The sequence below is a fragment of the Pantoea sp. A4 genome (genome assembly GCF_000295955.2).
Lineage (GTDB): Bacteria > Pseudomonadota > Gammaproteobacteria > Enterobacterales > Enterobacteriaceae > Pantoea > Pantoea multigeneris.
In genome coordinates this window covers 337485-350114 of the sequence record NZ_ALXE01000019.1, presented here as the reverse complement: position 1 = coordinate 350114, position 12630 = coordinate 337485, and the positions used below count along the sequence as shown (strand labels likewise).

10 protein-coding genes are annotated in these 12630 nt (G+C 54.5%); 7 read left to right on the top strand and 3 right to left on the bottom strand.

The features are described from left to right. Positions 1-14 precede the first annotated feature (14 nt). Complete coding sequence (gene lpxM, locus B880_RS0106180; RefSeq protein ID WP_017346514.1) at positions 15-989, top strand: lauroyl-Kdo(2)-lipid IV(A) myristoyltransferase; 975 nt, start codon at positions 15-17, stop codon at positions 987-989. A gap of 37 nt (positions 990-1026) precedes the next feature. Here lpxM and B880_RS0106175 read toward each other — a convergent pair whose 3' ends face one another. From B880_RS0106175 to B880_RS0106165, 3 genes are all read right to left on the bottom strand, one after another. Continuing rightward, a complete protein-coding gene (locus tag B880_RS0106175) occupies positions 1027-2259 on the bottom strand; it encodes an MFS transporter (RefSeq protein ID WP_017346513.1) in 1233 nt (410 codons plus the stop codon). An 80-nt stretch (positions 2260-2339) separates the two neighbouring features. Continuing rightward, the gene (pyk, locus tag B880_RS0106170; protein ID WP_017346512.1) at positions 2340-3782 is read right to left on the bottom strand and encodes a pyruvate kinase; all 1443 of its coding nucleotides are present in this window, start codon (positions 3780-3782) and stop codon (positions 2340-2342) included. A 138-nt stretch (positions 3783-3920) separates the two neighbouring features. Further along, on the bottom strand, positions 3921-4772 hold the full coding sequence (locus B880_RS0106165; protein WP_017346511.1) for a MurR/RpiR family transcriptional regulator: 852 nt from the start codon (positions 4770-4772) through the stop codon (positions 3921-3923). A 359-nt stretch (positions 4773-5131) separates the two neighbouring features. On the opposite strand from B880_RS0106165, the gene zwf reads away from it, so the two are divergent. The 6 genes from zwf (at position 5132) to feaR (ending at position 12622) form a co-directional block, all read left to right on the top strand. Then, the gene (zwf, locus tag B880_RS0106155; RefSeq protein WP_017346509.1) at positions 5132-6607 is read left to right on the top strand and encodes a glucose-6-phosphate dehydrogenase; all 1476 of its coding nucleotides are present in this window, start codon (positions 5132-5134) and stop codon (positions 6605-6607) included. 255 nt (positions 6608-6862) lie between these two features. Beyond that, positions 6863-8164, top strand: a complete 1302-nt coding sequence (locus tag B880_RS0106150; RefSeq protein WP_017346508.1) for an NAD(P)/FAD-dependent oxidoreductase — start codon at positions 6863-6865, stop codon at positions 8162-8164. Positions 8165-8205: 41 nt separating this feature from the next. Then, positions 8206-8580 carry a cupin domain-containing protein gene (locus B880_RS0106145; RefSeq protein ID WP_017346507.1) on the top strand — a complete coding sequence of 125 codons (375 nt, stop codon included), beginning with the start codon at positions 8206-8208 and terminating at the stop codon, positions 8578-8580. A gap of 60 nt (positions 8581-8640) precedes the next feature. Continuing rightward, positions 8641-10086 (top strand): APC family permease, encoded by a 1446-nt coding sequence (locus B880_RS0106140; RefSeq protein ID WP_017346506.1) that lies wholly within the window; start codon positions 8641-8643, stop codon positions 10084-10086. Between the two features lie 59 nt (positions 10087-10145). Continuing rightward, positions 10146-11633 carry an aldehyde dehydrogenase family protein gene (locus B880_RS0106135; RefSeq protein WP_017346505.1) on the top strand — a complete coding sequence of 496 codons (1488 nt, stop codon included), beginning with the start codon at positions 10146-10148 and terminating at the stop codon, positions 11631-11633. A 56-nt stretch (positions 11634-11689) separates the two neighbouring features. Continuing rightward, on the top strand, positions 11690-12622 hold the full coding sequence (gene feaR, locus B880_RS0106130) for a transcriptional regulator FeaR (RefSeq protein WP_017346504.1): 933 nt from the start codon (positions 11690-11692) through the stop codon (positions 12620-12622). Positions 12623-12630 lie beyond the last annotated feature (8 nt).

Genomic DNA, 12630 nt, shown 5'->3' with positions numbered 1-12630 from the left:
CTTGAGGCGTTTGCATGGATAACCGTAAAAAAAATAACATCGAATTTATTCCCGTTTTTCAGCGTTCTTTTCTAAAGCCTAAATACTGGGGCAACTGGTTGGCGATCGGTGCGTTAGCCGGACTGGCTTATTTGCCGGTTAAAGTGCGCGATCCGTTGCTGGCCGGTTTGGGTAAATTTGCCGGTAAGCTGGCGAAAGGTGCGCGTCGTCGTGCCTTGATCAACCTGTATTACTGTCTGCCAGAGCTGAGTGAAGAGGCTCGGGCGGAAATCGTCGATGAAATGTTTGCTACCGCGCCACAGGCGATGGTCACGATGGGTGAACTCTATCTGCGTGGCCCGAAAGCCGTTCAGCAACGGGTGAAATGGCACGGACGTGAAATCATCGAACAGATGAAAGCGGAAGGGCAGAACGTGATCTTCCTGGTGCCACACGGCTGGGCAGTGGATATTCCGGCGATGTTGCTGGCCTCTGAAGGCCAGATGATGGCGGCGATGTTCCATAACCAGAGCGATCCCCTGATGGATTACGTCTGGAACACCGCGCGTCGTCGCTTCGGTGGCCGTATGCACGCACGTAATGACGGGATTAAGCCGTTTATCAGTTCAGTACGTCATGGCTACTGGGGCTACTACCTGCCCGATCAGGACCACGGCGCAGAGCACAGTGAATTTGTCGATTTCTTTGGCACCTATAAAGCAACGTTGCCAGCAGTCGGTCGTCTGATGAAAGTGTGCCGTGCGCGCGTCATTCCACTCTTCCCGGTGTACAACGGTAAAACCCATCAGCTGGATATTTTTGTGCGTCCACCGATGGATGATCTGTTGGAAGCGGATGACCCGACGCTGGCGCGTCGCATGAACGAAGAAGTGGAAGTGTTTGTGCGGCCAAATCCAGAGCAGTACACCTGGATCCTGAAATTACTGAAAACCCGTAAACCGGGGGATCAAGAGCCTTACGACCGCAAAGAGCTGTATCCGCGTAAATAACGGCTAAGCGCTGGGCCTGATGCCCAGCGCGAGCTTATCAGAGTGCGGTCACGCGGCTGTTACGGCGGTGTTCACGCATAAACAGCAGAATCAGTCCAAACCACAGCGCGCCACTGGCGAAGTTAAGCGCGCTGAAGCCCCCGGTACCCAGGGTGAAGTAACTGCTTTTTGCCAGCTCTACCCCTACTGCCAGAATCAGTAAACTCACCATCCCCAGCATGGCGGCAATACTGCCTTTGCCCTGATCGCTGGCATACAGCGTAAGACGATAGAGTCCCGCATTCACCATTCCCGCGCCGAAAGCATACAGGCTCAGCCCGAGCGTAATCAGGATGTAGCCGTGACTGCTCAACAGGCTGGCGATCAGTGCGACGGTTAAACCGGTTAAAATCGGCCAGGCGGCGAGTACCACCGGGCGTTCAATCGGCACGCGACCTGCCAGTTTACTCAGCGTCAGGTTGCCGGCAATCATCGCCAGAAACACCGGCAATTGCAGCAGGGCATAGGTCATACGGCTCAGGCCTTCATCGCGCATCAGGATCACGGGAGACAAAGCAACCCAGGTGAGGATCGGGATAAATACCAGGCCAATCGCCACCGATCCATACATCACTTGACGGTTGCGCACCAGGCGGCCATACGCGCGCCCCAACGCGGGTAAGGCCACTGAGTGGCTGCGATCGCCTGCGGTTTCAGGCATCACGCGCAGTAAAATTGCCAACACCAGCGTGCTCAACACGGCAAACAGCCAGAACATGCTGCGCCAACTGCCTACCGTCAGCCAGGCTGCACCTGCCAGCGGGCCAACCAATGGGGCCAGCAGGGCAACGTTCGCCATCAGCGCCATCATGCGCACCGCCAGCGCCTCTTCAAAGGCTTCTTGCACGGCGGCATAGCCCACTGCACCAATAAAACACAGGCTGATGCCCTGTAAAAAGCGCAGCGCCACAAACTGCTCAATGTTACTGACCCAGTTGGTGACAATGCAGGCCAGGATAAAAAACAGAATGCCGCTCAGCATCACCGGACGACGGCCATATTTGTCTGACAGTGGGCCCAGCAGCCATTGCAAAGTAATGCCGCCAATCAGGTAGGCGGTCAGGGAGGTGGAGACCCATTCCGGTCCGACGGCAAACTCATCCGTCACCAACAACATGCCTGGCTGGATCATATCGTGAGCAATATAGGTAGCGAATTCGAACAACACCAACGCCAAAGGGAACAGCAACGCACGGCCGCTGAGTGATTTAACAGGGATAAATTGCGCCATCCAGGCTCCTCATAAAAAAGAAAAACGCGACTGAAGCCAGTCGCGTTAAGCATAACTACAGATTGTGACTTCTTGTGGTCTTAGTCGACGCGCAACACCCGGCTGGTGTTGGTGGTGCCAGTTGCGCCCATTACGTCACCTTGTGTCACAATGACCAGATCGCCTGATAACAAAAAGCCCTTATCGCGCAGCAAGTTTACCGCATCATGCGCGGCGGCTACACCCTCATTAACACTGTCAAAATAAACCGGGGTTACACCACGATATAACGCTGTCAGGTTAAGCGTGCGCTCATGACGTGACATGGCGAAAATCGGCAGGCCAGAGGTGATGCGCGAAGTCATCATTGGCGTGCGGCCTGATTCGGTCATGGTGATAATTGCGGTAACCCCTTGCAGGTGGTTAGCGGCATACATGGCTGACATTGCAATCGCCTCTTCAACGTTATCAAACTGCACGTCGAGACGGTGTTTAGAGACGTTAACGCTAGGGATTTTTTCGGCACCCAGACACACTTTTGCCATCGCGGAGACGGTTTCTGCCGGGTACTGACCCGCTGCGGTTTCTGCTGAGAGCATGACCGCATCTGTACCATCCAGCACGGCGTTCGCCACGTCCATGACTTCTGCACGGGTTGGCATTGGGTTGGTGATCATGGATTCCATCATCTGTGTCGCGGTAATGATGGTACGGTTAAGCTGACGGGCGCGGCGAATCAACGCTTTTTGAATCCCCACCAGTTCCGGGTCACCAATTTCCACACCCAGATCGCCACGCGCCACCATCACCACATCACACGCCAGAATGATGTCATCCATCGCTTCCTGGGTGGCTACGGCTTCTGCACGCTCGACTTTAGCGACAATTTTTGCCTCACAGCCTGCATCACGCGCCAGGCGGCGAGCATAATTGAGGTCTTCACCACAGCGTGGGAAGGAGACCGCCAGATAGTCGACGTTAATCATGGCTGCGGTGATGATATCGGCTTTGTCTTTTTCGGTCAGCGCTTCAGCCGACAGGCCACCACCCAGTTTGTTGATGCCTTTGTTATTGGAGAGCGGGCCACCCACGGTCACTTCCGTGAACACTTTCATGCCTTGTACTTCCAGCACTTTCAGCTGTACGCGGCCATCATCCAACAGCAGGACATCCCCTGGCACCACATCCGCAGGCAGACCTTTATAGTCGATGCCCACTTGTTCTTTATCGCCTTCACCTTTGCTGAGGTTGGCATCCAGCAGGAATTTGTCGCCTACATTGAGGAAAACTTTGCCCTCTTTGAAGGTGGATACGCGAATTTTTGGCCCCTGCAAATCGCCCAGAATCGCCACATGGCGGCCGAGTTTTGCAGCGATTTCACGTACTTTATCTGCCCGAAGTTTATGATCTTCCGGCGTGCCGTGGGAGAAGTTCAGTCGTACCACGTTAGCGCCTGCGGCAATAATCTTTTCGAGGTTATTATCACGATCGGTAGCCGGGCCGAGGGTTGTAACGATCTTGGTTCTTCTGAGACGTCTTGACATGAAGGGCTCCATTGGCTGATGTTCGTGCGCTTTTTGTCAGGCGCACGTTAAGCTCACTATTCTATACGATACCAGGATTGCGATACGACTCACATTGTAAATGTGATGTTAATTATTTTTAACTAAAGCTGATGTTTATTAGCGATGCTTCTCAAGCCGGGAATCTTTCAGCGCTTCTTTGACCCGTTTCAGGTTTTCCCGGAAGTCACTGCCGCGAGCCAGAATAAAGCCGGTTGCCAGCACATCAATCACGGTCAGTTGCGCCAGCCGGGACACCATTGGCAGGAAAACATCGGTATCTTCAGGCACATTCAGAGTAAGAGCCAGCGTGGCTTCAGCGGCCAGCGGTGTGCCCGGTGAGGTGACCGCCAGCACAGTGGAACCGGTTACACGCGCCAGTCGAGCCAGTTCTATCACATTTTTGGTCCGACCTGTATGCGAGATCAGCACAATCACATCCCCAGGCTGACTATTTATGCAACTCATGCGCTGGATCACAATATCGTCTGACCAGATGACAGGCAGATTGAAGCGCAGGAATTTATTGAAGGCGTCATGCGCCACCACCGCAGACGCGCCCAGTCCAAAGAAGGTGATCTTCTTGGCCGAGGAGAGGTGAGCGACCGCCTGTTGCACCACGTTGAAATTCAGCTCCTGGCGCACCTGGTGTAACCCCGCGAGGGCAGAGTCGAAAATCTTCAGGCTGTAGCGCTCAACGCTGTCATTTTCTTCCACATCCTGGCTGACCCAACTGTTCTGGCGCTTCGCCAGGCTTTGTGCCAGCTGCAGCTTAAAGTCGGGAAATCCGCGGGTGCCGAGGCGATGGCAAAAACGGTTCACGGTGGGTTCGCTCACCTGTGCAGCTTTCGCCAGCGTTGCGATGCTGGAGTGCATGGATTCTTGGGGTTGTGCCAGGATCTGCTCGGCAACTTTACGTTCGGATTTGCTTAGCGCATCAAGCTGCGCCTGAATTTTTTCCAGTATGTTCATTCACGGAGGGCCATGTTCATTATTGATCTTATTTGTCTGAAGCATCTTAACCATGAACGCCGCGCGAATATAGCGGGTTGTTGGTTGACGAGCAGCGATGGATAAACTCACCCAACCATTTTTTGCCATACTGCTCAGGTTGCTCATTTTCACTGAGCCAAAAGGCCGTAATCCCCCTGACATCAGCGTGGAGATACTGACCAATAGCACGAAATATGTGGAGAGTTGCCCGCTGAATCGGGTGTTCCGGTTTACCTGGCGCAGGGAAAAAAGTACATTGTGCTGAAAGAAAATTACAACATGGACCCGACATGCGCAGCCCTGCGATTTCGGGTATATCCTGCAACGAGGAGAGGAAAATGGCGGTAACACAAACAGCCCAGGCATGCGATCTGGTTATATTCGGTGCCAAAGGCGATCTTGCACGCCGGAAACTGTTGCCTTCACTGTACCAGTTAGAGAAAGCAGGACAAATTCATGAAGATACCCGCATCATCGGCGTAGGCCGTGCGGAGTGGGACAAGGCGGCGTATACCAAAGTGGTACGCGAAGCGCTGGAAACCTTCATGAAAGAGAAGATTGACGAAGCGCTGTGGGATAAGCTCAGCAATCGTCTCGACTTCTGCAACCTCGATGTTAATGACACCACGCATTTCCCGCGTCTCGGTAAGATGCTGGATCAGAAAAAACGCGCCACCATTAACTACTTTGCCATGCCGCCAAGCACCTTCGGTGCGATTTGCCAGGGGCTGGGCACCGCCAAACTCAACGCTAAGCCAGCGCGTGTTGTGATGGAAAAACCCCTAGGAACCTCACTGGCGACCTCAAAAGAGATCAACGATGCCGTTGGTGAGTACTTTGAAGAGAGCCAGGTCTTCCGTATCGACCACTATCTTGGTAAAGAAACCGTCCTGAACCTGCTGGCGCTGCGTTTCGCCAACTCGATCTTCGTTAACAACTGGGACAACCGCACCATCGACCACGTGCAGATCACCGTGGCAGAGGAAGTGGGGATCGAAGGTCGCTGGGGTTACTTTGACCAGGCGGGTCAGATGCGCGACATGATTCAGAACCACTTGCTGCAAATTCTGACCATGATTGCCATGTCTCCACCTTCCGATCTCAGCGCTGATGCGATTCGCGATGAGAAAGTGAAAGTGCTGCGCTCACTGCGCCGCATCGACCAAACCAACGTGCGCGATAAAACCGTACGCGGTCAGTACACTGCGGGCTTCGTGCAGGGCCGTAAAGTGCCAGGTTATCTGGAAGAAGAGGGCGCTAACAAAGCCAGCGCCACAGAAACCTTCGTCGCGATCCGTGTTGATATCGACAACTGGCGTTGGGCGGGCGTGCCATTCTACCTGCGCACCGGTAAACGTCTGCCGACCAAATGCTCTGAAGTGGTGGTTTACTTCAAGAACCCAGAGATGAACCTGTTCAAAGACTCCTACGCTGAATTGCCGCAGAACAAACTGACCATTCGTTTGCAGCCGGATGAAGGGGTAGATATCGAGATCCTGAACAAAGTACCGGGTCTGGATCACAAGCATAAGCTGCAAACCACCAAACTGGACTTAAGCTACTCAGAGACCTTTAACCAGTCGCACCTGGCGGATGCTTATGAGCGTCTGCTGCTGGAGAGCATGCGCGGTATTCAGGCACTGTTCGTTCGCCGTGATGAAGTCGAAGCCGCGTGGACGTGGGTTGACTCCATCATCAATGCATGGAACGCAGATGCTGATGCGCCGAAGCCTTACCAGGCGGGTACCTGGGGTCCAGTGGCGTCCGTTGCCATGATCACCCGTGATGGCCGTTCCTGGAACGAGTTCGAGTAATCCCCTGCCTTAATGCTTCCCTTAAGGGCGTCGATTGACGCCCTTTTTTGATCCCTTCCCCGGTTATAAAATGTGAGCTGCGCGACAATCCTGGCGCATATTTCACGCTTTCGCCTGCCTCGGTACAAAAACACAACCTCCCTGTCTCTCCCAGACAAGCACCCTGTCAGACAACATGCGATAAATGGCGCAGACAGTGTTTCGTTTGATTTAACACCTCGGGATTGAAGCGAAAGATAAAAGGCGGGTAAAAGCATGCATGTTGATGAACAGGCGACTTACTACACAGCAACCAAAAAGTACGCGCTGAGTTTTCCCTCTCTGGAACAGGACATTGATGCCGATGTGGTGATTATCGGCGGCGGATTCTCCGGCATTCACACGGCGCTGGAGTTGGCAGAACAGGGCATTACCAACACCGTGGTGCTGGAGGCGCGTTATCTGGGCTACGGCGGGACCAGCCGTAATGGTGGACAGGTGATGGCCGGTATCGGTCACGATCTGGATGCCATCAAGAAAGATGTCGGCGTTGAGGGGCTAAAGGCGATTTTTGCTCTCAGTGATGTCGGCCCACAAATCATGCGCGATCGCATCGCTCGCTATAACATTGATGCCGATTTTTGCAGCGGTTATGGCTACCTGGCGTACAACGCGCGCCAGGCGAAAACGCTGCAAGCATGGGAAAAAGAGTTTCAGTCGCTGGGTTCAGGCTATGACATTCGCTATCTGGCTGGCCCGCAGGTTAAACAGATCATCGATTCTGACGTGTACCACTCAGCGCTGTTTCACAGCGGTGGCGGGCATGTTCACTCACTGAACCTGCTGCTGGGGGAAGCCCAGGCGCTGCGCGACGTCTATGGCGTTAAGATTTTCGAATACAGCCCGGCACTGGAAGTGACCTATGGCGACCGGGTCGAAGTCCGGACGGCGAAAGGCAGCGTACGCGCCAGCAAACTGGTGTGGGCGGTGGATGGCTTCAATAACCACCTGGAGCCGGAACTGCACCGCAGCACCATTAATGTCTACGCCTATAACTCGGTGACTGAACCCCTCAGCGATGAGCTGATTCGCCGCATCAGCCCGATTCGCGGTGCCTACAGCGATATTCGTCCCGTCATCAACTACTTCCGTGTGACCAACGACAATCGCCTGATGTTTGGCTCATCGACGGCATTAATTGAGCACATTCCGCAGGATCTTAAAGCGTGGAACCGCAAGCTGATGCTGGAAGTGTTCCCGTACCTCCACAACGTCGAGATCGATCTGGCGTGGGGTGGCCCCATGGCGGCCACCACCAACCTGTTCCCGCAGATCGGATCGCTGGTTGGGCGGCCTAATGTGTTTTATGTCCAGGGGTACTCCGGCTTTGGCGTCACTCCGAGTCAGATCATCTGCAAAATTCTGGCAGAGGGGATTCTGGGCGAATCTGAGCGCTATCGCCTGATCAGCGCCGTCAGCCATCCGGCCATTCCCGGCAAAGATCGCCACCGTGCACTGCTGTGCTCTCTGGGCAAAATTCTTCACCAGTCTTCAGGCTATTTGCACGGTCGCCGTTAAGCACCGCCAGCCTGTCATTTTTTCACTATGAGGATCTTTCCATGGCTTTAACCAAACTCCAGTCTGGCATCACTCTGGCCGATTTACACGAAGCGGGCAGCCTGGCCGCGCTAGGCGCAGACATTTTTGAAGGTGGCGACGTGAAATTCTACGTTAAGCCGACCCACGGTACGCCAACAGACCCGATTAATGCCGGTTACTTTGGCACCACTAAAGGGCGCTATCGTCTGGTCTATCCGTTTGACGAGCAGGCCACTATCACCTGGGGTGAAGTCAAAATCACCGATGAATCCACCGGTGAAACCCACTTTTACAAGGCCGGTGACAGCTGGTTCATCACTGCGGGCACTTCCACGCTGTGGGAAGTGGTTTCAGCCGGTTACACCAAGCACTACTACGCAGTAGTACCAGCGTAACAACATGCAGCGGGCACTCAGGTGCCCGTTTTGCATGGCAGGGGACAGGGAAAACAGAGAATGACAAATAATGTCACGACAGCCAACAGTGGGCTGAATCGTAATGCAATCGGCCTATGGAGCCTGGTGTTTTTTGTGCTGGCGACCAACGGTCCACTGACAGGACTGGTGGGCGTTGCACCCACGGCGATTTTATTAGGGAACGGTATTGGTTTGCCCAGCGCCTACTTGGTCGCTGGCGGTGTTTATCTGTTGTTTTGTGTCGGTTTTGTGGCGATGAGCCGTTACATCCGCAATACCGGTGCGTTCTATGCTTACGTAGCCAATGGGCTGGGAAGACCGGCGGGCACCGCAGCCGCTTTTCTGGCGATTGTGGCCTATGCCGGATTACAAATCGCCTGCTACGGCATGATTGGTTTCTTCCTTGCCCACGGGCTGGGGCTGGCGGGGCTTGCACTGCCCTGGTGGTGTTGCAGCCTGTTTGTGGTGCTGGTGGTGCAACTGCTCAGCACGCGCAATGTCGCGGTGAATGGCAAAGCGCTGGGCCTGTTTATGACGCTGGAAGTGATCGTCATTTCTCTGTTTGATCTCGGGGGCGTGCTGCACGGTGGGGGGCCAGCGGGTTTCAGTACCGAATCCTTTACCGTGGGAAGTTTTATGTCGCACGGCGTGGGAGCGGTGTTTGTTTTTGTCGCCAGCTCCTTTATGGGGATTGAAACCACCGCGATTTATTCAGAGGAGGCGCGCAATCCGGAACGTACGGTGCCTAATGCCACCTATATTGCCGTGATTCTGATCACCGCACTGTTGGTGTGCTCCTCCTGGCTGCTCATCCTGAGTTTTGGCCCGTCAAACATTTTGCAGCAGGTCACCGCCCATCCGGGCGATGTGTGGTTCATCGCGGCTGAACGCAATGTGGGCGGTTGGCTGGCCGTGGTGATGAATGTGCTGCTGATTACCAGCCTGTTCTCCATTGTGCTTAGCCTGCAAAACACGCTCTCACGCTACCTGTATGCGCTGGGACGCGAGGGTGTATTCCTGTCACATTTTGCCCGGTTGCATTCGCGTCACAAAACACCTTGGCTGGCCAGCCTGATTTTAAGTCTTGTCCATTTTGTTCTATTACTGGCATGTGGATTACACCATATTAATCCCATGACCGGACTGCTACCGATAGGCAGTGCACCAGCAGCACTGGGCATTCTCAGCGTACAGGTGCTGACATCCTGTGCGGTGATTGGTTACTTCAAAGGTAACCGGCGTCATACCAACCTGTGGCAGCGTTTAGTCGCGCCCTTGTTGGCGATCGGTGCCATGGGCTTTGGAGTGATTTTGATTGTCATGAACATGGATTTACTGACGGGGGGTGTCCCCGTGCTGGACTGGCTGATTCCGTCAGGCCTGGTGCTTATCGCACTGTACGGCGCATTAGTGGCCATTTGGCTGCGGCGCTATCGGCCTGCTGAGTATGCCAACTTAGGGCAATCTTTAAATAACGAAGTGTAATTTTTCGCTCGAGCACTTTGCAGTGGTCGGTCAACCTCTTTGAGTATGGAGTTATCAATATGGCTGTTGTTTCATTATTACCGCAGGTTGAAGCCTTCCTGGCCCGTCAGCATGGCCACTTTATCGATGGTAAAGCCGTGGCGGGCAGCGGTGCGCGTATTGCGGTGGTGAATCCCGCAACCGGCGCGCCTATCGCCTCAATCGCAGATGCGACCAGCGAGGAAGTGGATGCCGCAGTGGCCTCAAGCCGTCGTGCGTTTCATGGCGCATGGGCGAAGACTACTCCGGCTGAACGTGGCAATTTCCTGTTGCGTCTGGCCGATCTGTTTACGCAAAACCGCGAAGAACTGGCGCAAATCGAAACCAGCCAGTCAGGGAAAATTATTCAGATTTCCCGTGCTTTTGAAGTGGATCAGGCGGTTAATTTCCTGCGCTACTATGCTGGCGCTGCAACACGTATCAACGGTGAAACCATCACCCCGTCACTGCCGTCCTTTAACGGCGAGCGTTACAGCGCCTTTACCCGTCGTGAACCTGTTGGTGTGGTGGTGGGGATTGTGCCGTGGAACTTCTCTATCATGATTGCGGTATGGAAGTTTGCCTCAGCGCTGGCGACGGGCTGTACCAGCATCATCAAGGCCAGTGAGTTTACGCCGTTAACTATGCTGCGTATTGCGGAACTGGCGACCGAAGCCGGCTTGCCGGACGGTGTGCTGAACGTGGTGTGTGGCGGCGGCGATGCCGGACGTCAACTGATCGCACATTCAGGCACCAATAAAGTCAGCTTCACCGGTTCTGTGCCAACCGGGATTGCGGTCGGGCGCAGCGCTATGGAAGCGAAGTTGACCCGCGCAACGCTGGAACTGGGCGGCAAAAACTCGGTGGGTTTCCTGCCGGATGTGGATGCGGATACCGCCGTTGCGGGTATTCTGGAAGCCGGTTTTGTTCATCAGGGACAAGTGTGTGCAGCGGGCGAGCGCTTCTTTATCCACCGTTCACGCATTGATGAGACGCTGGAAAAACTTTCACAGGCACTGGCAACCCTGAAAATTGGCGACCCAATGGATGAGGAAACGCAGTTCGGTCCGCTCTCGAATCAGGCGCATTTCGACAAGATTAATCAGTTCTTCCGCCAGGCGCGCAGTGAAGGGGATGAAGTGGTGTATGGCGGAGAGTCGCTGGAAGGGCCGGGTTACTTTGTTAAGCCGACGGTGATCCGCGTGACGGACGCCGGTGCCAGCTTGCTGAATGAGGAAACCTTCGGCCCGGTGGCCACTTTCTACGCCTATGATGATGAAGAAGAGTTGCTGCGTCTGTTCAATGCCACGCCATACGGTTTGTCGGCCAGTTTGTGGACCAGCGACCTGAGTAAGGCGCTGAACTATGTTCCACGTATTGAAGCGGGTACGGTTTGGGTGAATATGCACACCTTCCTCGATCCGGCGGTGCCTTTTGGCGGAGCGAAGGCTTCAGGGATTGGCCGCGAATTTGGTTCTGCGTTTATCAATGACTATACCGAACTGAAATCAGTGATTATTCGCCACTGATGTGTTCGCCTGCTGGCAGCAGCGGCTGCCAGCTGGATAAAGCCTGAGGGAGTGAGATGCTGCCAGCAACCTGTCATACCACGGATGTAATGGCGTGGAATTCTGCTCTGCGGCAGGTGTGCGGCACCTTTCACGCCCAGCCAGCACAGACTCATTCGCTGTTTATTGGCGATATCGTGTACCGCGAATTGGCGGGGATCGGTTTCACCCTGATTCGGACTAACGCCGGGCGCATTGCGGGCTCACCGGCACATGCAAATGCGCACTGTTTCCTGATTTACCAGGTGCAGGGCGAAAGCTGGATTGAGCAAGGTGATATCAAATGCCACCTAGGGCAGGGCGAACTCCTGCTGCTGGACACCATCAGTGCGTGTGAAATTGTGCCTGAAGGGCTGATTACCCATGCCTCTATTCATCTCCCCCGCGCGGAATTACAGCAGTTGCTCAATCATTCTGGTTCGCTGTTTCGTAAGCTGAGCTGCCAGACCCTGAGCGGCCGGATGCTGCGAGACCTGATTCGCCAGTCCTGTCACGACTATTTGCATGAATTTGGTGAGCAGCAGGGTACGCAGGAATCACTGCAACAGGTGTTGCTGACGCTAGTGGCTGCCAGCTGGCAGCAATCGCCCCATGATGATCCCGCTGCGTTACCGAACAGTACCTCTACCCAGCAGCGCTGGCAGTGTATGCAGGCTTTTATTGATGCCAACCTCAATAACCCACAGCTCAGCCCGGATTTGATCGCCCGCCATTTCAGCGTTTCACGTCGGCAGGTACAGCGGCTATTTTCACTGCATGGCAGCACGCCCGCGAAATATATCCAACAGGAGCGCATGAAGCGTATTGCCAGCAGCCTGCGCGATCCCGCCTTCCATGATAAAAACATCACCGAACTGGCATTTATGTGGGGCTTTTCAGATGCCACCTGGTTTAGCCATGCTTTTAAGCGGGCCTATGGCGTAAGCCCGAGCCTGTGGCGTAGGGGATAGGCATAACA

Bases quoted from the DNA above. Each gene is read 5' to 3' on its own strand.
- pyk (WP_017346512.1), bottom strand. From the start codon at position 3,782: ATGTCAAGACGTCTCAGAAGAACCAAGATCGTTACAACCCTCGGCCCG.
- B880_RS0106150 (WP_017346508.1), top strand. From the start codon at position 6,863: ATGCATGTTGATGAACAGGCGACTTACTACACAGCAACCAAAAAGTAC.
- B880_RS0106135 (WP_017346505.1), top strand. From the start codon at position 10,146: ATGGCTGTTGTTTCATTATTACCGCAGGTTGAAGCCTTCCTGGCCCGT.
- B880_RS0106140 (WP_017346506.1), top strand. From the start codon at position 8,641: ATGACAAATAATGTCACGACAGCCAACAGTGGGCTGAATCGTAATGCA.
- B880_RS0106175 (WP_017346513.1), bottom strand. From the start codon at position 2,259: ATGGCGCAATTTATCCCTGTTAAATCACTCAGCGGCCGTGCGTTGCTG.
- B880_RS0106145 (WP_017346507.1), top strand. From the start codon at position 8,206: ATGGCTTTAACCAAACTCCAGTCTGGCATCACTCTGGCCGATTTACAC.
- zwf (WP_017346509.1), top strand. From the start codon at position 5,132: ATGGCGGTAACACAAACAGCCCAGGCATGCGATCTGGTTATATTCGGT.
- feaR (WP_017346504.1), top strand. From the start codon at position 11,690: ATGCTGCCAGCAACCTGTCATACCACGGATGTAATGGCGTGGAATTCT.
- B880_RS0106165 (WP_017346511.1), bottom strand. From the start codon at position 4,772: ATGAACATACTGGAAAAAATTCAGGCGCAGCTTGATGCGCTAAGCAAA.
- lpxM (WP_017346514.1), top strand. From the start codon at position 15: ATGGATAACCGTAAAAAAAATAACATCGAATTTATTCCCGTTTTTCAG.